A 19,865-nucleotide genomic window follows, 5' to 3' on the forward strand; every position below is an offset into this window, starting at 1 on the left:
GGTCCGTCCGGTGTCCGGGTCCGGCGCCCAGGTCCGCTGGCCGTCTGGGGCTGCCGTCCGAGCCGGTCCGTCGGTCCGGTCCGCCGCCCAAGTCCGTCAGCCGTCCGGGGCTGCTGTACGGGTCTGTCCGGCGTCCAGGTCCGCCGTCCGAGTTCGCCCGCCGTCCGGAGCTCCGTCCGAGTCCGCCCCCTGTCCCGGTCCGCCAGCCTTCGGCCCCCGGGGGGCGTGGGTTCGGTGGTCTCCGAAGGACTGTCAGTCCCATGTGCCTTCCGGCAGTGTGGCCAGCCCCTGCATCACCTCCTCCGCCTCCTTCATGATCCGTTCCACCAGTTCCGCGCACGAGGGCAGGTCCTCGATCACCCCGGCGACCTGCCCGGCCGCCATCACCCCCAGGTCCGTACGGCCTTCCACCATCGCCGACTTGAGCAGCATCGGCGTGTTCGCCGCGAGCAGGAGCCGGCTCCAGGACAGCTCCTTTCCGTGCCGCAGGGCGAGGCCGTCGCGGACCAGCTGCCGCCAGGTCAGTCCCGACAGCCGCCGGAAGCCGGCCGCCCGCCGCAGCGCGTGCCCGAGGGTCCGTATGCGGCCCGCACGCTCCAGCGCCGTCACCATGTCCGTGCGCAGCATGCGGTGCGGCAGGCCGTCCACCGCGCGGGTCACGGTGACATCCCGGACCGTGGCCGCCAGATATCTGGCCTTCACCGGCTCCGGCACCGTGGAGTCCGAGGTGAGCAGGAAGCGGGTGCCCATCGCCACCCCCGCCGCCCCGTACGCCAGCGCCGCCACCAGGCCCCGCCCGTCGAAGAACCCGCCCGCCGCCACCACCGGTATCCGCACCGCGTCCACCACCTGCGGCAACAGCACGCTCGTGGCCACCTCACCGGTGTGCCCGCCGCCCTCGCCGCCCTGCACGATCACCGCGTCCGCACCCCACGCCGCCACCTTCTCCGCGTGCCGCCGCGCCCCGACGGACGGGACGACCACCACCCCCGCCTCCTTGAGCCGGATGATCAGCTCGGGGGAGGGTGCCAGCGCGAAGGAGGCCACCCGGACACCCTCCGCCAGCAGGATCTCCACCCGCTCGGCCGCGTCCTGGGCGTCCGCGCGCAGATTCACCCCGAACGGCGCCCCCGTACGCGCCCGCACCTCCCTTATCGCCGCGCGCAGTTGAGCGGGCGTCATCGTGGCCGAGCCCAGGATGCCCAGTGCGCCCGCGTTCGCCGCCGCCGACACCAGCCGGGGTCCGGCCACCCAGCCCATCCCGGTCTGCACCACCGGATGACGGACGCCGGTCAGCCGGGTGAGCGCGGTCTCCATCAGCCCCGCACCCCCTCGGGCACCGCACGCTCACGGGCCCCGTCCGGGTCCAGCACCTCGCGGATCAGCCGCAGTTCCCCGGGCTCGGGCTCCCGGGTGCCCGGCACCCCGTCCGGCACCACGAGGTCAAAGCCCGTGGCCTCCCGCACCTCGGCCACGCTCACCCCGGGGTGCAGCGAGGCCAGCCGCATCGAGTGGTCCGGCGTCTGGAAGTCGAGGACCCCGAGATCGGAGACGACCCGCCCGAGGCGATGGAAGCGGGCCGTCCGGCCGAGCGCGGCCGCCCGGTCGTACCCCACCCCGCACACCATGTCCACCCGCTCCACGAACGCCCGCCGGGAGTGCCGGGGGATCCAGTAACTCGTCGGATTGTTCAGCGTGTTGAGCGAGGCCCCGCGCACCCCGAGCAGCTGGCGGCGGGGGCGGGCCCAGTCGCCGACGCAGGAGATGTTCTGGTTGCCGTACCGGTCGATCTGGCTCGCGCCCATCATCACGTGCCGGCGGCCGCCCGCCACCAGCGTCAGATGCTCCCGGAAGGTCAGCCGGCCCTCCGGGGTGCCGTCCGGGCGGACCAGCAGGGCTTCCCCGTCGGTCAGCAGCAGATCCGGCGCGAAGGTGAGCCGGGCCAGCCGGGCACCCAGCGAGGGGATCAGGCCCATCGGGCTCGCCAGTATCTCCCCGGCGTCGCGCCATGCCTCGGCGCAGGCGATCACGCAGTACTCGGCCAGGGTCGCCCTCATCGCCCCTCCTCCTTGCGCCACTCGGCCACCGCCGCCCGGTACCCGTCCTCGTCGGCGCCGAGGAACCGCCCGGTGAACTCCGGCCACGGCGTCTTCGCGTACAACCGCTGGAACTCCTCGTCCCGTTCGTAGTCCGGAGCGCAGGACGTGAAGTGCGCGCCGCTCGGCGCCTCCACCACGCCCGTCACCGTGAGCCGCCGCAGCAGCAGCGACTCCGGCGGTGCCTCCTCGGTCAGCTCGGCCGTGTCCACGATCCGCTCGCAGGAGACGTAGGCCGCGTCCGCCGCCGCGCAGAACAGATCGTCGAAATACGGGTCCGGGCCCAGGCACTGGCCGGTGCCCAGCCGGTCGGCACGGTGCACATGCACCAGGGCCGCGTCCAGCCGTAGCGCGGGCATCGCCACCAGCGTCTCCCCGTCCTCGTACGGCGAAGTGACCGTCCGCAGGCCGGGGTTGACCCGCATGACGTCCGAGCCGACGCCCGCCCGCACCGGCAGGAAGGGCAGCCGGTGCGCCGCCGCCTCCAGACCGCGCAGCAGCATCCCCTCGTCCACCTCCGTCAGTTCGAGCCCGCCGCGCTCGCGGACCGCCCGGTAGTGCGGTTCGAGCGGGATCGAGTCGAGGGTGACGAAGGCCGTGACCAGTCTCCGCACCCGCCCGGCCGCGGCCAGCATCCCGACGTCCGGGCCGCCGCAGGAGACGACCGTGAGATCGCGTAACCCGGACCGCAGCAGCGCCCGCACCAGGGCCATCGGCTTGCGGCGCGCCCCCCAGCCGCCGATGCCCAGGGTCATCCCGCTCTCCAGCCGCCCGACGACATCCTCGGCGGTCATCGTCTTGTCGCCCATCTACACCCCCTCCTCCCTTTCCTTGCCCCTGTCCTTGCCGAATGTGTCGCGCACCCGGTCGGCCAGGCCGCTGAGGCCCGCCTCGAAGGTGAAGCCCTGCTCGAATCGGTAGCTGCGGCGCACATCGACCGGATCGATGCCGTTGATCGCGGCCTTGGCCAGGCGCAGCAGCCGGCCGTCCTTGGCGGCGATCTCCCGGGCCAGCTCCAGCGCCGCCGCCCGCAACTCCGCGCCCGGCACCACGCGCCACACCGAGCCGTGCCGGTGCAGCTCCGCCGCGCTCGCCGTCCGCCCCGTGTAGTACAGGGCGCGCATCAGATGCTGTGGGACCAGCCGGGCCAGATGGGTCGCGGCGCCCAGCGCGCCCCGGTCCAGCTCGGGCAGCCCGAAGACGGCGTCCTCGCTCGCCACGATCGCGTCCGCATTGCCCACCAGGCCTATCCCGCCGCCCAGACAGAACCCCTGTACCGCCGCGACCACGGGTGTCTCGCACTCGTACACCGCGGCGAAGGCGTCGGCGCAGCCCTGGTTCGCGCCGATCAGCGCCCGCTGTCCGTGTGCCTGTATCTCCTTGATGTCCACGCCCGCGTTGAACCCCCGGCCCTCGGCGGCCAGCACCACACAGCGGACCTCGGGGTCGCGGCCCGCCGCGCGCACGGTCTCGGCCAGCGCGGACCAGCCGGTCACCGGGAGCGCGTTGACCGGCGGGAAGTCGACGGTGACGACGGAAATCCCTTTTTCCGGAGACGAACGGGAGACACCCATGGGCGCATCAGCTACCTTTCCACCAAACATTTGTTAGGTGCGATGGCTTCGAAATTAGCAGCCGCCACGGACCAGCGGGAGGCCCTGTGGAAAACTCGACCGCGCGCCCTGTGGACAACTCCTGGCACGACCCGGCCGGCTCCCTGCGCGGCCGCACCGTCCTCGTCACCGGCGGCACCCGCGGGGTCGGCGCCGGCATCGCGCGCGCCTTCGCGGACGCGGGCGCCCACGTCCTGACCTGCGCCCGCAGACCCCCCGAACAGCAATTGGACGGCGTCGAGTTCACCCCGCTCGACCTGCGGGACCCGCCCGCCGTCCGAGCCTTCTTCGGCGCGCTGCCCCGGCTCGACGTACTCGTCAACAACGCGGGCGGGACGCCGTACCGGCGACTGCTCGACGCGGACGCCGAACGGCACGCCAAGGTCCTGGAGCTGAACCTGACCGCCCCGCTGACCGCGTCCCTCGCCGCGTACGAGCAGCTGCGGCGCAGCCGGGGTTCCGTCGTGATGATCGGCAGCGTCAGCGGGAGCCGTCCTTCGCCCGGCTCCGCCGCATACGGCGCGGCCAAGGCGGGGCTCGCCCATCTCGCCGCGTCCATGGCGATCGAGTGGGCGCCGCATGTGCGGGTCAACACGCTGGTGGTGGGCATGGTGCGCACCGAACAGTCCGCCGCGCACTACGGCGGCCCCGACGGCATCGCCGCCGTCGCCCGCACCGTCCCGCTCGGCCGCCTGGCCGCTCCCGCGGACGTCGGCGCCGCCGCCGTCTTCCTCGCCTCCGACGCAGCGGCGTACATCAGCGGGGCGAGCCTCCAGGTGCATGGAGGCGGGGAGTGGCCGGCGTTCCTGGGGGCGGTGGGGCGAGGGCCGACCGGGGACCCGGCCTCTTCCGAGAGGCCGGCCGACGGCCCGGCGTCTTCCGGGAAGGGGTCCGGCGGTCCGGCGTCTTGCGGGGAGAGGTGGGGGCCGTCCGGAGGTCCGGCAGCTGCCGGGGCGGGTTCCGGCGGTACGGCGGCTTGTGGGGAGAGGCGGCCCGGTGGCCCGGGTTCTTCCCGGGAGATCCGAGGAGAGCGGAGAGGGGAGCGGGGATGAGCGGTATCTGTTCGGGCCGGGTGGTCGTCGTCACCGGTGCGGGGCGGGGGCTGGGACGGGCGCACGCCCTCGCCTTCGCGGCCGAGGGGGCGCGGGTCGTCGTCAATGATCTCGGGGTACGACTGGACGGCGAGCCCGGCGGTGAGAACCCCGCGGAGGCCGTCGCCGCGGAGATCCGCGCGGCGGGCGGCGAGGCGGTGGCGCACGGTGGGGACATCGCGACGAGCGAGGGCGCGGCATCGCTGGTGCGGGCCGCGGTGGAGGCGTACGGGCGGCTCGACACGCTCGTCAACAACGCGGGGTTCCTGCGCGACCGGATGCTCGTCAATCTCGACGAGGACGACTGGGACGCCGTGCTCCGGGTCCATCTCAAGGGGCACTTCCTGCCGCTGAAGCACGCCGCCGCGTACTGGAGGGCCGAGGCGAAGGGCGGGCGGGGGCCGGTCGGGCGGGTCGTCAGCACCAGCAGCGGGGCCGGTCTGCTGGGCTCGCTCGGGCAGGGGAACTACAGCGCGGCCAAGGCCGGGATCGTGGCGCTCACCCTGGTCGCGGCGGCCGAACTCGGCCGGTACGGCGTCCAGGTCAACGCCATCGCCCCCGCGGCCCGCACCCGGATGACCGAGCGCACCTTCGCCGAGACGATGTCCGCCCCGGCGACCGGCTTCGACGCCATGGCGCCGGAAAACGTCTCGCCGCTGGTGGTGTGGCTGGGCTCGGCCGCGAGCGCGGGCGTGAGCGGACGGGTGTTCGAGATCGAGGGCGGTCGGCTCAGCGTGATGGAGGGCTGGCACCGCGGCCCCACGGCGGACAAGGGGGCCCGGTGGGGGGTGGAGGAGGTGGGCAAGGAAGCGCTACGACTGCTGGGGGAGGCGGAGCGGCCGGGCGCGGTGTACGGGACGGGGACCGGCTGACCGCGCCGCAGCCGCCAGCCGCCAGCCGCCAGCCGCCAGCCGCCAGCCGCCAGCCGCCAGGCCCCGGCTCCCAGGCCCAGGCCCCGGATCCCAGGCCCCAGATCCCAGGCCCAGGCCCCAGATCCCACGCCCCAGACCCCAGCCTCCAGGCACCAGCCCCCAGACCTCAGCCCCCAGACCTCAGCCCCCAGACCTCAGGCTCCAGGTCAGGCCACGGAACAACCCCGCAGGCCCCTGCCGACCTGCCCCCGTCGGCCGAGGCCCCCCGCTCACGTGTCGCACTCCAACACCACCCCACACAACCCGCACCGCGCCCGCACTCGTCCCCGCACCGGAACCCTGATCCGTTGATGGCAGGTCGGGCACGGGAAGGTGACGTGGAGGCCGCCGGAGGGATCGGAGCCGAAGGAGTAGGGGGCGCCCGGGGGAGCCGGCGCCGCGTGGCGGCGGTCGTGGGCGTAGCGGCGGCGGCCCGTCCAGCCGGCGCCGGTCAGCGGGGGCTGCCGGCTGTCGTGGCGGGCGCGCGCCAGCCCCTTGGTGTACGCGGTGTACGCCTGCGGGCTGGTGAACCGGATCGAGGGGTCCTCGTCGAAGAGCAGGGCCCGCTTGGCCAGCACGTACCCGAACTCCTCCGGGGTGAGATAGCCCAGCTTCTGCGAGGAGAGCGAGTCCTCCCGGTAGGCGTCCAGCAGCAGCCAGCCCGCGCCCAGGTACGTCGTCACCGTGTCCGTGAGGATCTCGTTCTCCGCCGTCGTGGGGAAGGCGAGGTCAAGGCGGTGCAGATAGACGTGCGCCACCTCGTGCGCGAGCGCCGCGCCGATGTCCTCGCGGTGGGTGCGGAAGCGGTCGTTCAGCTCCACGAAGTACTCGGGTCCCGCCGTCAGTTCGACGTTCGCGGCATGGGTCATCTCCCGGAAGCCGACGATCAGCCGCGCGTCCGGCAACCGGAAGTGCCGCACCATCTCCCGGGCCACCCGCTGCGCCCCCAGATGCAGGTCGTCGGTGTCGCAGAACGCCACGTCCGCGGGGGCCACGCTGGTCGCGAAGGTCCGCACGGTCGTCGGCGACAGCCGCCGGTACAGCGCGGTGATCGCCGCCCGTACCGTCTCCAGATGCGGGAACCCGTGCTCCACCGGTCCGCCGTTCGCCATGTCGGCACCCCCAAACCCCGGACAGCCCGCACCGGTCCCCGACGAGCCTCGACAACCGCCCCTCCAGGGTAGGCGCCGCACCGCCCCCTCACACGGGCAGCAACCGCGGCACCGGCGCCGGCACCGCCCCATCACCCTCCGCGCCCTCCAGCTCCAGCACCCACACCTCGTTCTCCCCCTCCCGCAGCACCGGCCCGGGGACGTACAGCGACCGCTGGGGTCCCACCGACCAGTAGCGGCCGAGGCAGAAGCCGTTGACCCACACGAATCCGCGCGTCAGGCCGGGCAGTTCAAGGCGCGCGTCCCCGGCCGCCCCGAGGACGGTGGCCGTGCCCCGGTACAGCCCAGGTCCCCCCGCCGGGGGCGGCGCGGTGAACGGCACCGCCGACACGCCGTCCTCGAACGCGTCCAGATCCAGTCCCCGGGCCCGCACCCCGTGCAGGTACTGCCGCTCGTGCAGCACACCCCCGGTGATCCCCTTCGCCTCGCCCAGGCGCGGACCGTAGTTCACCCGGCCGAGGGACTCCACCCACAGCTCCACCCGCGCCGGACCCGCGACGGGCTCCTTGAGCCGCGGTTCCGCCTCGGTGAGCACCCCGGCCCGCACCCCGTCGACGTACACCACGGCCAGATCCCGCAGCCCCCGCACGGACAGCGGATACGGCTCGCGCGGTCCTGGCACGTCCACCTCGTAGCGCACCAGGCCCCGTGTGACGCCCAGTTCCTCGAACGTGGGCGCCTGGGGGCGTGTCGTCTCCTCGCCGCCCAGGACGGTCAGCACGGCGTCCATAGGTGCCCATTCGGCGAGCGAAACCTCGATGGGGGAGGACAATCGCGCGGGTTCCGGGGGGAGCTCCGGCAACGGGCCCTCCTGGTAGCGCGCCAGTACCTCCCGGAAGCGCCGGAACTTCTCCGTGGGGCGGCCGTATTCGTCCACCGGGGCGTCGTAGTCGTACGACGTGACATCCGGCTGGAGCTCACCCTCGTGCAGCTCGCCGCCCCGGTTCGCGCCCGCCCAGCCGCCGAAGCTCGTGCCGCCGTGCGCCATGTAGAGGTTCACCGAGGCACCGCACTCCAGGATCTCCCGCAGCGCCTCGGCGGCCTCCCCGGGATCGCGTACGGCGGGCGTGCCGGACCAGTGGTCGAACCAGCCGCACCAGAACTCCATGCACATCAGCGGGCCCTCGGGGCGATGGCGGCGCAGCGCGGCGAAGGACTCGCGCGCGCGGGAGCCGAAGTTCGCCGCGGCGAGCACCCCGGGCACCGATCCGCCGGTCAGCATGTGGTCCTCGGGGCCGTCGGAGGTGAACAGCGGCACGGTGACACCCTCGGCGCGCAACAGGGCGGCCAGTTCGGCGAGATAGCCCGCGTCGGAGCCGTAGCTGCCGTACTCGTTCTCCACCTGGACCAGGACCACCGGGCCGCCGCGGTCGGCCTGCCGGGACACGATCTCGGGCAGCAGCCGGCCGAACCAGTCGCGGACATGGCACAGATACCGCTCGTCCCGGGTGCGCGGGCGCCCGCCCGGTTCGCCCGTCAGCCAGGCCGGCAGACCGCCGTTCTCCCACTCGGCGCAGATGTAGGGGCCGGGCCGCACGATCGCCCACAGACCCGCCGCGCGCGCCGCGTCCAGGAACCGGCCGACCGCCGCCACGTCCCGGTGGCGCCCCGGAGCGGGCTGGTGCAGATTCCACGGCACGTACGTCTCCACGCAGTTGAGGCCCATCGCCCGCAGCATCGCGAGCCGGTGCCCCCACTGCTCCTCGTGCACCCGGAAGTAGTGCAGCGCGCCGGACAGCAGCCGCACCGGCCGCCCGTCCAGCAGGAAGTCCGACTCGCCCACGGTGAACTCGCTCATACCGCCAAGGCTCACCCCTTCCGGTGCCCGGCGCCATGGACGAAGATCGGCATCACTTGGACAAAAATCGGCCGCCGCCGACGCCGGGAGGAGCAGCGATGTACCAGACCTGGATGCGGTTCTTCAGCCCCGGCCCCGCCCATCACCGCCTCGGCCTGGTCTGCCTCGGGGTCGGACTCCAGCACGGTGCGCTGCCCACGGTCGGCCCGCGCACCCTGGACCACCATGTGGCCGTCGTGATCAGCTCCGGCGGCGGCTGGTACGCCGGGGCGGACGGCCGCCGTACGGCCGTCACCGCGCCCGCGCTGCTCTGGCTCACCCCCGGCGTGCCCCACCACTACGCCCCCGATCCGGAAACCGGCTGGGACGAGGGCTTCGTGGACTTCTCCGGGCCCGCCGCGGCCACCTACACGGAACTGGGCTACATCGAGCCCGAACGGCCCGTGGTGGCCCTCTCCGACGCCGCGGGACCGCGCGCGGTCGTCGCCCGCATCGCCCGCGCCGCCCGCCGCGGCAACCCCCTCCTGGAAGTGGAGACCGGCGCCGCCGTGCACGAACTCCTCGTCGCCCTGCGCCGCGCCCGCGCCGACCTCGCCCCCGACGGTGACCAGGTGCTCGAAGCCCTCGCCCGGGACGCCTGCGCCCCGCTCAGCGTCGCCGACCACGCCGCCCGGCACGGCATGACCACCGCCGAACTGCGCGGCGCGGTCCGCCGGGCGGCGGGCTGCACCCCCAAGGACTATCTGCTCGGCATCCGGCTCGGCCGCGCCAAGGAGCTCCTCGCCGCCACCGAACTGCCCGTCGCCGCCGTCGCCCGCCGTGTCGGCTACGACGATCCCGCCTACTTCTCCCGCCTGTTCACCCGGCGCGTCGGCCTCGCCCCGGCCCGTTTCCGCGCCCAGCAGGGCCGCAGCGTCCCGGGCGGCTGGAGCGACCGGGTCCCGGACCCGGACGATCCCCCACTGATCCGTCCGGCGATCCATCCACCGGACACCATATGAATCCCACCCCGCCGACCACATAGGGTTGGCGTCCATGACCACCAGCAACACGGGTACGGGTGACGTGGACCCCGCGGTCCGCCAGGAACTGGAGCGGCTGCGCGACAGCATCGACAACATCGACGCGGCCGTCGTCCATATGCTCGCGGAACGCTTCAAGGCCACCCAGCAGGTCGGCCGGCTCAAGGCCGTGCACCAGCTGCCGCCCGCCGACCCGGCCCGTGAGGCCCGCCAGATCGACCGGCTGCGCCGGCTCGCCGAGAACGCCAAGCTCGATCCCGCGTTCGCCGAGAAGTTCCTGAACTTCATCATCGCCGAGGTGATCAGGCACCACGAACGCATCGCCGAGGACACCAACGGGGGCTGAATCCGGAACCCGGATTCCCGGCACCGATTTCCGAACAAGGTGAAGGAAAGGGGCAGGTCGGATAATAACCGTGTAACGCTCCTCCTCTGTGCGCTGTCAGTCCCATCAGGCAGCATGGCGTGTATGTCCGTACTCACGCGCGATGAAGCGCAGCTCCGAGCTCAGCTCCTCGACGTCCACCGCTACACGGTCGAACTGGACCTCACCACCGGGGACGAGACCTTCGACTCCCGTACCGTGATCCGGTTCACCGCGCGGTCCGACGGGGACACGTTCCTCGAGGTGAAGCCCGCCGAGCTGCGCTCCGTCACCCTCGACGGACAGCCCCTGGACCCGGATTCGCTGTATGAGGACCGGCTGCCGCTGAAGAACCTCACCGCGGGCGAGCACGAGCTGCGCGCCGAGGCGGCCATGCGCTACTCGCGCACCGGCGAGGGCATGCACCGCTTCACCGACCCGGTCGACGGCGAGACCTACCTGTACACGCAGCTGGCCATGGACGACGTGCAGCGCGTCTTCCCCGCCTTCGACCAGCCCGACCTGAAGGCCGTCTTCGAGGTTTCGGTCAAGGCGCCCGGCGAATGGACCGTGCTCGCCAACGGCGTCACCGAGCGCGGCGCCGACGGCATCTGGCGGGCCGCGCCCACCCCGCCGATCTCCACCTACCTGGTCGCCGTCGCCGCCGGTCCCTGGCACTCGGTGCGCACCGAGCACCGCGGGCTGCCCTTCGGCATCCACTGCCGCCGCTCGCTCGCGCCCTACCTCGACGTCGACACCGAGGAGATCTTCGAGATCACGCGCGCGTGCTACGACCGCTACCACGAGAAGTTCGAGGAGCCGTACCCCTTCGACTCCTACGACCAGGCGTTCGTGCCCGAGTTCAACGCGGGCGCCATGGAGAACCCGGGCCTGGTCACCTTCCGCGACGAGTTCGTCTACCGCTCCGCCGTCACCGACACCGAGCGCCAGCTGCGCGCCATGGTCATCTCGCACGAGATGGCCCACATGTGGTTCGGCGACCTGGTCACCCTCAAGTGGTGGGACGACATCTGGCTGAACGAGTCCTTCGCCGAGTACATGGGCTACCAGACCACCGCCGAGGCCACCCGCTTCAGCGACCCCTGGACCGAGTTCGGCGTCACCCGCAAGGCGTGGGGCTACGAGGCGGACCAGCGCCCCACCACCCACCCGGTCGCCCCCGAGGGCGTGGACGACGCCGCCACCGCCCTGCTCAACTTCGACGGCATCTCGTACGCCAAGGGCGCCTCCGCGCTGCGCCAACTCGCCGCCTGGCTGGGCGAGAAGGACTTCCTGGCGGGCATCAACACCCACTTCGCCCGGCACAAGTTCGGCAACGCGACCCTCGCCGACTTCCTCGACTCCCTCGCCTCGGTCACCGAACGCGATGTGCGCGCCTGGGCCGACAGCTGGCTGCGCACCACCGGTGTCGACACCCTCACGCCCGTGATCGAGACCGCCGACGGCGCCTGCACCCTGGCCGTCGACCACCAGGGCAACCGCCCGCACCGCATCGTCGCCGGTCTCTACGACCACGACGTCGCCGACGAGGGCCGGCTGATCCTGCGCGAGCGCCTCGAACTCGACGTCCCGCAGGACGCCCCGCGCCCCATCGGCAAGCGCCCCGCGCTGCTCCTGCTGAACGACGGCGACCTCACCTACGCCAAGGTCCGCTTCGACGCCGAGTCCTTCGCATCGGTCCGCAGCAGCCTGTCCGGGCTGCCCGACCCGCTCACCCGCGCGATCGTCTGGAACTCCCTGCGGGACGCGGTGCGCGACGGCGAACTCGCGCCCGCCGCCTACCTGGAGATCGCCCGCGCCCATCTGCCGCGCGAGACCGACCTCGCCATCGTGCAGGGCGTGCTCGTCTTCGCGAGCGGCCAGATCGCCGACCAGTACCTGCCGGCCGCGGAGCGCCCGGCCGCGCTCGCCACCCTCACCGCCCTCTGCCGCGACCTGCTGCGCCGCACCGAGGACGGCGACCACCCCGGCCTGCGGCTGATCGCCGTCCGCCACCTGATCAACGTGTCCGCGCACCCGGACGCCATCGCCGCCTGGCTCGCCGACGGCACCGTGCCCGGCGGCCCCGAGCTCGACCCCGACCTGCGCTGGCGCATCCTCGCCCGGCTCGCCGCGCTCGGCGCCACCGACGAGGCCGCCATCGCCGCCGAACTGGCCCGCGACCCGAGCGCCACCGGCCAGGAGGGCGCGGCCCGCTGCCGCGCCGCCCTGCCCGACCCGGAGGCCAAGCGTGCGGCCTGGGCCGCGATGTTCGAGGGCGACGACCTGTCCAACTACCTGTTCACGGCCACCGCCCACGGCTTCTGGCAGCCCGAACAGGCCGAGCTGGTACGGGAGTACGTGCCGCGCTTCTACGAGGAGTCGGTGCCCCTCGCCGCCCGCCGCGGCCCCGCCATCGCCGCCTCCGTCGGCCGCTGGTGCTTCCCGGCCCACGCCGTCGACGCCGAGCACGTGGGCCTGGGCGAGGCATGCCTGGACCGCGACGACCTCACCCCGTCCCTGCGCCGCGCTCTGGCCGACCGCCTGGACGACCTGGGCCGCGCCCTGCGGGCCCGCGAGGGGGAGGCACGGCAGTAGGACCGATGGCCTAGGCGCCGCTGGTCCTTAATGACGATGCGGCGCCCGGACCGCCCTCCTAGGCTCGGTGGACCGACAAGATCGACCGAGCCGGGAGGCAACATCGTGATCGCAGTGATCGGCGCGACCGGAAACGTGGGCCGCGCCCTGGTGGACCGACTCCTCGCCGCGGGCCGGCCGGTACGCGCGCTGACCCGCGACCCGGAGCGGGCCGCGCTGCCCGAGCGGGCCGAGGTGGTGCGGTTCCGGCCCGAGGAGCCCACCGCCCTGTTCGACGGGGTGACCGGAGTCTTCCTCTACGCGCAGGCCGTCACCGAGCCCCTGCTGGCGGCGGCCCGCGCGGCCGGGGTCCGCCACGCCGTCCTGCTCTCCAGCGGCATCGTCCAGGAGGGCGCCGACGAGACCCACCCCATCCATGTCCTGCACGCCACCGCCGAGCGGCTGATCCGCGACAGCGGCCTGGAGTGGACGTTCCTGCGGCCCAACGGGTTCGCCACCAACGCCCTCCAGTGGGCGTCCCAGATCCGCGCCGGGAACACCGTCCGGGGCGTCTACGCGGACGCGGTCGCCGCGCCGATCCACGAGGACGACATCGCCGCCGTCGCCGAGCGCGTGTTCCTGGACGACGGCCACGAAGGCGCCGTGCACCGCCTGACCGGACCGGCGGCGGCCACCAACGCCGAGCAGGTCGCGGCGATCGGCGCGGCCGTCGGCAGGGAACTGACCTTCGTCGAGATCGACCCCGCCGCGGCCGGACCCGAACTGTTCCCCTACCTGGACGCGCACATGCTCGACCGCCTCCTGAAGACCTTCGAGGCCACCATCGGCGTACCCCCGGAGATCACCGACACGGTCGAGCGGATCACGGGCACCCCGGCCCGCACCTTCGCCCGGTGGGCGCGGGACCACGCGGCGGACTTCGGCGCCGATTCCGCCGCCTAGAAGGCGCATCGCGGCGCCTGGCGCTGAGCGGCACCCGAGACCGCTGGGCGGCGGCACCCGAGACCGCTGGGCGGCGGCGCCGGAGACCGCTGGGCGGCGGCGCCGGAGACCGCTGGGCGGCGGCGCCGGAGAGCGCCGGGCAGGGGTGCCGGAGACCGCCGCTCAGCGGCGCCCGAGATCGCCGATCGCCGGGCAGCCTTACCGGCACCGCGGCTCACAAACCCCCGCCCCGCCGCAGCACCGCCCGCCGCACCGCCCCCTCCCGCGGCCCCGACCCGCGGTCGGCGCCGCTCGGTCCGGACTCCGGGTCCAGGCCGAAGCCGAGCCGCTCCAGAAAGCGTTCCCCGGGGCGCCAGCCGGCCGGGACCGTCGCCGTCACCAGGGGCGGATCCCCGGCCCGCTCCAGCAGGGAGCGGGCCAGGCGGTGGCCGAGGCCGCGGCCCCGGCACCAGGGGGCCAGCAGGAACAGGCCGACGGCCACCGCGCCCGGCTCGGGGTGGTCGCGCACCGCGTCCACGACGCCCGCGACCACCCCGTCCCGCTCCAGCACCAGCAGCACCTTGTCAGCGGGGTGCGCGCCCGCGGGCAGGCCGTAATAGAGGCTCTGCACATCGCCCGGCGCCGACGGCAGCCCGGTGGCCGCCAGGAACCAGTCCTCGCACTCCTCGAACAGCCGGAGCAGCGGTGCCTCGTCCGCCGGGGCGAGTTCCCGCACCAGCACCCGTTCGCCGGGCACCTCAAGCATCCATGTCTCCACCATCCGGCCGACGGTAGTGGCAGATCCCCGCGCTCCGGTCCCCGTGCTCCGACAAATTTTCCCCGTACGGCAGTACCCATGTGCGGGTTCGGCTCGTTGGACATACGGGACACCCGCCCCTCTTCCCGTACCACCCGGAGCCCACGCGGCGCGCCCCCGAGCAGCCCCGAGAGCGGAGGCCAGCCCATGCCCACCCAGCCCCTCGCCTCGGGCCCGCACGGTCCCGACGCCCTCCGCCCGCTCCTGGACACGGTGCTGGACGCGCTGGCGGAAGGCCGGAAGGCGCGCGGCGGCCCCCTCCCCGCGGGCGGACCCGAGGCCACCGCCCGGCGGGTCGCCGACGCGCTCGGGGACGTACTGCCGGACGAGGGCGACCCGGACGGCCTGCGCGCTCTCGTACGGCTCCTCGCCGAGGGCGCCGCCGACCCCGCCGACCCGCTGTGCGCCGGCCATCTGCACTGCCCGCCCCTCGCCGTGGCCACCGCCGCCGACCTCGCGGTCAGCGCCCTCAACCCCTCCCTCGACTCCTGGGACCAGGCCCCCGGCGCCAGCGCCCTGGAAGCCGTCGTCGCCCAGGCCCTCGCGCGAGCGGCCGGACTGGCCGACGCCCTGGTCACCACCGGCGGCACCGAGTCCAACCAACTCGCCCTGCTGCTCGCCCGCGAGGCCGGCCACGGCAGCGTCCAGCTCGTCTGCGGCGCCGCCGCCCACCACTCGCTGGCCCGCGCCGCCTGGCTGCTCGGACTGCCCGATCCGGTGCTCGTCCCGGCCCCCGGCGGCACCCTCGACCCGGCCGCCCTGGACGCCGCCCTCACCGCGCTCCCCGGCCCCCTGCTGGTCGCCGCCACCGCCGGCACCACCGACGCCGGCCTCATCGACCCGCTGCCCGAGATCGCCGCCCTGTGCGCGGCCCACGGCGCCCGGCTGCACATCGACGCCGCCTACGGGGGCGGACTGCTCTTCAGCGACCGGCACCGCGCCAGACTCGCCGGACTCGACGCCGCCCACACCGTGACCCTCGACCTGCACAAACTCGGCTGGCAACCGGTCGCCGCCGGCCTGCTCGCCGTCGCCGACCCGGCCGAACTCGCCGTACTCCACCACCGGGCCGACTATCTGAACGCGGACGACGACACCGAGGCCGGCCACCCCGACCTGCTCGGCCGCTCCCTGCGCACCACCCGCCGCCCCGACATCCTCAAGGCCGCGGTCGCCCTGCGAACCCTCGGCCGTCGCGGACTCGGCGCCCTGGTCGACCAAGTCTGCGACCTGGCAGGCGAGTTCGCCGCGCTCATCGAGGCACACCCCGGCTTCGAGCTGTACGACACGCCCGTCATCAGCACGGTCCTGTTCCGCCCCGCCGAGGCAACCGACGCCGCCGTGGCCGACGCCCGCCGCGAACTGCTGCACGAGGGCCGGGCCGTCCTCGGCCGCGCCCGGCTCGACGGCCGGCTCTGGCTCAAGGCCACCCTCCTCAACCCCCGCACCCGGCCGGACGACCTGGCCCACCTGTTGAAACTCGTCGAAGGAAGCACCCCCAGATGACCCCCCACCCGGCTCCCCGGACCACCCTGCTGCCGCGCCGCGACCCCGACGCCCCCCACGACCTGGTCGGCATCGGCATCGGCCCCTGCAACCTCTCCCTCGCCGCCCTCGCCCAGCCGCTGCCCGAGATCGACGCCGTCTTCTACGAACAGCGGCCCGGCTTCAGCTGGCATCCCGGCCTGCTCATCGAGGGCTCCACCATCCAGGTACCCTTCCTCGCCGACCTGGTGAGCCTCGCCGACCCCACCAGCCCCTGGAGCTTCCTCAACTACCTCAGAACCCGCGAACGACTCTTCCCCTTCTACTTCGCCGAGCGCTTCCACATCGAACGCGCCGAGTACGACGCCTACTGCCGCTGGGCCGCCCGGAACCTGCCGGGACTGCGCTTCGGTCACCAGGTCGACGCCGTCCGCTGGAACCCCGAACGGTCCCTGTTCGAGGTCGACTTCACCCAGCTCGACGCCGACGGCGAGGCCGACGCCCTCGGCCGCGCCTACACCCGCAACCTGGTCCTCGGCGTCGGTACCGTCCCCCATGTGCCGGCCCCGCTCAAGCCCATGGTCGACGCCGAGGGCCTGCCCGTCGTGCACGCCGCCGACTACCTCGACCACCGCGAGGAACTGCTGGCCGCCGGACACATCACCGTGGTGGGCTCCGGGCAGTCCGGCGCCGAGATCTTCCTCGACCTGCTGCGCCGCCGCCCCGCCGGCGAGGAGCGGCTGCACTGGATCGGCCGCAGCCCCGCGTTCTCCCCGATGGAGTACTCCAAGCTCGGCCTGGAGCACTTCACCCCCGACTACACGCGCTACTTCCACGCCCTCGCCGAACCCGTCCGCGACCGGCTGGTCGGCGCCCAGTGGCAGCTGCACAAGGCCGTCGACGCCGGCACCCTCGCCGCCATCCACGACGAGCTGTACCGGCGCACCCTGAACGGCGGCTGGCCCGACGCCGTCCTCACCCCGGGCGTGCGGGTACGCACCGCGGGCCGGATCGCCAGCAACAAGATCGAGCTGCATCTGGAGCATCTGGACGAGAGCAGCCGCTCCCGGCTCGCCACCGACGCCGTCGTCCTCGCCACCGGCTACCAGCAGCGGCCCCTCGACCGCCTGCTCGCCGGGCTCGACCCCTATATGCGCCGGGACGCCGGCGAACGGCCATGCATCGACGCGGACTTCCGCCTGGTCCTCGACCCCTCGGTCAAGGGCTCCGTCTACGTCCAGAACGCCGAACTGCACACCCATGGCGTCGGCGCCCCCGACCTGGGCCTCGCCGCCTGGCGCGGCGCCACCATCCTCAACTCGCTCACCGGAAAGGACCCGTACCCCCTTCCGGCCCGTACGGCCTTCACCACCTTCGGACTGCGCGAGCCGCATTCCGCCGTCCCCCAGGCCCGGCACTCCACCCAGCGACTCACCCCGCTCGTCGAAGAGAAGTGAGCGGAATTCGCTCATAGGAGCGGCCGTCCGCACAATTCAACACTTGTCAATAAGGCTTCATGTAAAGGTTGTTGAGTGGTCATGCGGCCCGGAATCTCTACCGACGGGTAAGCCCTAGGCTCGAACCATGCGCCGAGCAAAGATCGTTTGTACATTGGGGCCCGCCACCGACTCGTACGACCAGATCAAGGCACTGGTCCAGGCCGGAATGGACGTCGCCCGCTTCAACCTCAGCCACGGCACCCGCGCCGAACACGAGGAGCGTTACCAGCGCGTGCGCAAGGCTGCCGACGAAACCGGCCGCAGTGTCGGAATCCTCGCCGACCTTCAAGGTCCGAAGATCCGCCTCGGCCGTTTCGCCGAAGGTCCGGTACTCCTTGAACGCGGCGACGAGTTCACCATCACCGTCGAGGACGGCGTGGAGGGCGACCGCCACCGCTGCGGCACCACCTACGCGGGGCTCGCCGGGGACGTCGCCCCCGGCGAACGCGTCCTGGTGGACGACGGCCGGGTCTGCCTGGAGGTCACCGCCGTCGACGGCCCCCGGGTGCGCACCCGGGTGGTCGAGGGCGGCATGGTCTCCGACCACAAGGGCCTCAATCTGCCCGGTGTCGCCGTCTCCGTGCCCGCCCTGTCCGAGAAGGACGAGGAGGACCTGCGCTGGGCGCTGCACATCGGGGTCGACATCATCGCCCTCTCCTTCGTGCGCAGCGGCGACGACGCCCGGGTGGTGCACCGCATCATGGCCGAGGAGGGCCGTCGCCTCCCGGTGATCGCCAAGGTCGAGAAGCCGCAGGCGGTGGCCAACCTGGACGACATCGTGGCCGCCTTCGACGGGTTGATGGTCGCGCGCGGCGACCTCGGGGTGGAGATGCCCCTGGAGCAGGTGCCGATCGTCCAGAAGCGCGCCATCAAGCTCGCCCGGCGCAACGCCAAGCCGGTCATCGTCGCCACCCAGATGCTCGACTCCATGATCGACAACGCCCGGCCCACCCGCGCCGAGGCCTCCGACGTGGCCAACGCGGTCCTCGACGGCACGGACGCGGTGATGCTCTCCGGGGAGACCAGCGTCGGCAAGTACCCGGTCGAGACCGTGCGCACCATGGCGAAGATCGTCATGGCGGCCGAGGAGGACATGCTGGCCAAGGGGCTGCCGCCGCTGACCGAGCGGAACAAGCCGCGCACCCAGGGCGGCGCGGTCGCCCGCGCGGCCGCCGAGATGGGCGACTTCCTCGGCGCCAAGTTCCTGGTGGCCTTCACCCAGTCCGGGGACACCGCCCGCCGGCTCTCCCGCTACCGCCCGCCGATCCCGCTGCTCGCCTTCACCCCCGAACCGGCCACCCGCTCCCAGCTCAGCCTCACCTGGGGCGCCGAGACCTTCCTCGGCCCGCACGTCGACTCCACCGACGCCATGGTCGACCAGGTGGACGAACTGCTGCTGCGGTACGGCCGCTGCGAGAAGGGCGACGTCGTGGTGATCACGGCCGGCTCCCCGCCCGGGGTCTCCGGCTCCACCAACATGGTCCGCGTCCACCACATCGGCGAGGACGACGGACCGGAGGCGTAGGCGGCGGTCGGATACGAAAAAGGGCCCCTTTGCCGAAGGGGCCCGCACAAACCTGCGATTCAAGAAATCCGGTGACCTTGGAAAACAAGGAAAAAGTGCCCCGGGTCGGACTCGAACCGACACTGTACGGGTTTTGAATCCGTTGCCTGCTGCCAATTGGGCTACCGGGGCTCGCAGAATCAAAGGTTTCCCCCGACCCTCCGCGCGTCCACCATACCGTAGCTAGGTAGGCTCTTGTCAGCAGTACCCCTGCACCGAACGAGGAGCCCCCGTGACCGCCGAGTCGCCCCAGCCCGTAGACGCGCCCGACGACGACAAGTCGCACGTGCCTCCGCTGACGACCCGTGTCGTCATCGCCGAGGACGAGGCACTGATCCGCCTCGACCTCAAGGAGATGCTGGAGGAGGAGGGGTACACCGTCGTCGGTGAGGCCGGCGACGGCGAGCAGGCGATCGAGCTGGCCCGCGAGCACCGGCCGGACCTGGTCATCCTGGACGTGAAGATGCCCAAGCTGGACGGCATCTCCGCGGCCGAGAAGATCGCCGAGGAGTCCATCGCCCCGGTCCTGATGCTCACCGCCTTCTCCCAGCGCGACCTGGTCGAGCGCGCCCGGGACGCCGGCGCGATGGCGTACCTGGTCAAGCCGTTCAGCAAGAGCGACGTGGTGCCGGCGATCGAGATGGCCGTCTCCCGCTTCACCGAGCTGAAGCAGCTGGAGCAGGAGGTCGCCGACCTCACCCTGCGCCTGGAGACCCGCAAGCTGGTCGACCGCGCCAAGTCCATCCTCCAGACCGAGTACGGCCTGACCGAGCCGGCCGCCTTCCGCTGGATCCAGAAGACCTCCATGGACCGCCGCATGTCGATGCAGCAGGTCGCCGAGGCCGTGATCACGGACAACGAGGAGAAGAAGGCCGCCAAGAACGGCTGAGCCCGCTCCCGCGTACGACGATGCC

Annotated in this window: 17 protein-coding genes and 1 tRNA gene; 10 read left to right on the forward strand and 8 right to left on the reverse strand. The window is 73.0% G+C overall.

Annotated elements, in window-relative coordinates; translation table 11 throughout:
* Positions 1-252: 252 nt before the first annotated feature.
* From AB0N90_RS09360 to AB0N90_RS09375, 4 genes are read right to left on the reverse strand one after another with little or no spacing between them, the layout of a single operon-like run.
* Positions 253-1,317, reverse strand: coding sequence for a nitronate monooxygenase (locus AB0N90_RS09360; RefSeq protein WP_365194349.1), 1,065 nt, complete (start codon positions 1,315-1,317; stop codon positions 253-255).
* Positions 1,317-2,057: a CoA-transferase gene (locus AB0N90_RS09365; RefSeq protein ID WP_365194352.1), complete on the reverse strand. Its 741-nt coding sequence runs from the start codon at positions 2,055-2,057 to the stop codon at positions 1,317-1,319. The genes AB0N90_RS09360 and AB0N90_RS09365 overlap by 1 nt, the downstream gene beginning before the upstream one ends.
* Positions 2,054-2,905, reverse strand: a complete 852-nt coding sequence (locus tag AB0N90_RS09370; protein WP_365194353.1) for a CoA-transferase — start codon at positions 2,903-2,905, stop codon at positions 2,054-2,056. Before AB0N90_RS09370 ends, AB0N90_RS09365 begins: the two co-directional genes overlap by 4 nt.
* Complete coding sequence (locus AB0N90_RS09375) at positions 2,906-3,670, reverse strand: enoyl-CoA hydratase family protein (protein ID WP_365194355.1); 765 nt, start codon at positions 3,668-3,670, stop codon at positions 2,906-2,908.
* A 143-nt stretch (positions 3,671-3,813) separates the two neighbouring features.
* Between AB0N90_RS09375 and AB0N90_RS09380 the strand changes: the two genes are divergently transcribed.
* Together AB0N90_RS09380 and AB0N90_RS09385 are read left to right on the forward strand one after the other, a co-directional pair.
* Entirely contained in the window at positions 3,814-4,761 is a 948-nt protein-coding gene (locus AB0N90_RS09380; protein ID WP_365194753.1) for an SDR family oxidoreductase, read from the forward strand.
* Positions 4,758-5,672: an SDR family oxidoreductase gene (locus AB0N90_RS09385; protein WP_365194358.1), complete on the forward strand. Its 915-nt coding sequence runs from the start codon at positions 4,758-4,760 to the stop codon at positions 5,670-5,672. Before AB0N90_RS09380 ends, AB0N90_RS09385 begins: the two co-directional genes overlap by 4 nt.
* 269 nt (positions 5,673-5,941) lie before the next feature.
* On the opposite strand, the gene AB0N90_RS09390 is transcribed toward AB0N90_RS09385, so the two are convergent.
* Together AB0N90_RS09390 and AB0N90_RS09395 are read right to left on the reverse strand one after the other, a co-directional pair.
* On the reverse strand, positions 5,942-6,823 hold the full coding sequence (locus AB0N90_RS09390) for a hypothetical protein (RefSeq protein WP_365194360.1): 882 nt from the start codon (positions 6,821-6,823) through the stop codon (positions 5,942-5,944).
* Between the two features lie 88 nt (positions 6,824-6,911).
* On the reverse strand, positions 6,912-8,681 hold the full coding sequence (locus tag AB0N90_RS09395; RefSeq protein WP_365194362.1) for a beta-galactosidase family protein: 1,770 nt from the start codon (positions 8,679-8,681) through the stop codon (positions 6,912-6,914).
* Positions 8,682-8,779: 98 nt separating this feature from the next.
* Between AB0N90_RS09395 and AB0N90_RS09400 the strand changes: the two genes are divergently transcribed.
* The 4 genes from AB0N90_RS09400 (at position 8,780) to AB0N90_RS09415 (ending at position 13,607) form a co-directional block, all read left to right on the forward strand.
* Positions 8,780-9,682, forward strand: coding sequence for an AraC family transcriptional regulator (locus AB0N90_RS09400; RefSeq protein ID WP_365194363.1), 903 nt, complete (start codon positions 8,780-8,782; stop codon positions 9,680-9,682).
* Between the two features lie 34 nt (positions 9,683-9,716).
* Positions 9,717-10,049 (forward strand): chorismate mutase, encoded by a 333-nt coding sequence (locus tag AB0N90_RS09405; RefSeq protein ID WP_365194366.1) that lies wholly within the window; start codon positions 9,717-9,719, stop codon positions 10,047-10,049.
* Between the two features lie 123 nt (positions 10,050-10,172).
* The gene (gene pepN / locus AB0N90_RS09410) at positions 10,173-12,665 is read left to right on the forward strand and encodes an aminopeptidase N (RefSeq protein ID WP_365194368.1); all 2,493 of its coding nucleotides are present in this window, start codon (positions 10,173-10,175) and stop codon (positions 12,663-12,665) included.
* 105 nt (positions 12,666-12,770) lie between these two features.
* Complete coding sequence (locus AB0N90_RS09415; RefSeq protein ID WP_365194370.1) at positions 12,771-13,607, forward strand: NAD(P)H-binding protein; 837 nt, start codon at positions 12,771-12,773, stop codon at positions 13,605-13,607.
* A 214-nt stretch (positions 13,608-13,821) separates the two neighbouring features.
* Here the strand turns inward: AB0N90_RS09415 and AB0N90_RS09420 are convergent, their stop codons facing one another.
* Positions 13,822-14,367 carry a GNAT family N-acetyltransferase gene (locus AB0N90_RS09420; RefSeq protein WP_365194372.1) on the reverse strand — a complete coding sequence of 182 codons (546 nt, stop codon included), beginning with the start codon at positions 14,365-14,367 and terminating at the stop codon, positions 13,822-13,824.
* A 183-nt stretch (positions 14,368-14,550) separates the two neighbouring features.
* On the opposite strand from AB0N90_RS09420, the gene AB0N90_RS09425 reads away from it, so the two are divergent.
* From AB0N90_RS09425 to pyk, 3 genes are all read left to right on the forward strand, one after another.
* On the forward strand, positions 14,551-15,909 hold the full coding sequence (locus AB0N90_RS09425; protein WP_365194374.1) for an aminotransferase class V-fold PLP-dependent enzyme: 1,359 nt from the start codon (positions 14,551-14,553) through the stop codon (positions 15,907-15,909).
* The gene (locus tag AB0N90_RS09430) at positions 15,906-17,345 is read left to right on the forward strand and encodes a SidA/IucD/PvdA family monooxygenase (protein WP_365194376.1); all 1,440 of its coding nucleotides are present in this window, start codon (positions 15,906-15,908) and stop codon (positions 17,343-17,345) included. The genes AB0N90_RS09425 and AB0N90_RS09430 overlap by 4 nt, the downstream gene beginning before the upstream one ends.
* A gap of 127 nt (positions 17,346-17,472) precedes the next feature.
* A complete protein-coding gene (gene pyk, locus AB0N90_RS09435; protein WP_365194378.1) occupies positions 17,473-18,912 on the forward strand; it encodes a pyruvate kinase in 1,440 nt (479 codons plus the stop codon).
* Between the two features lie 96 nt (positions 18,913-19,008).
* Here pyk and AB0N90_RS09440 read toward each other — a convergent pair.
* A tRNA-Leu gene (locus AB0N90_RS09440) sits at positions 19,009-19,083 on the reverse strand.
* A 100-nt stretch (positions 19,084-19,183) separates the two neighbouring features.
* On the opposite strand from AB0N90_RS09440, the gene AB0N90_RS09445 reads away from it, so the two are divergent.
* On the forward strand, positions 19,184-19,840 hold the full coding sequence (locus AB0N90_RS09445) for a response regulator (protein ID WP_037653222.1): 657 nt from the start codon (positions 19,184-19,186) through the stop codon (positions 19,838-19,840).
* The last annotated feature ends 25 nt before the right edge of the window (positions 19,841-19,865 follow it).

The organism is Streptomyces sp. NPDC093018 (assembly GCF_040684035.1).
In the GTDB taxonomy this organism is placed as follows: Bacteria; Actinomycetota; Actinomycetes; order Streptomycetales; family Streptomycetaceae; genus Streptomyces; species Streptomyces murinus.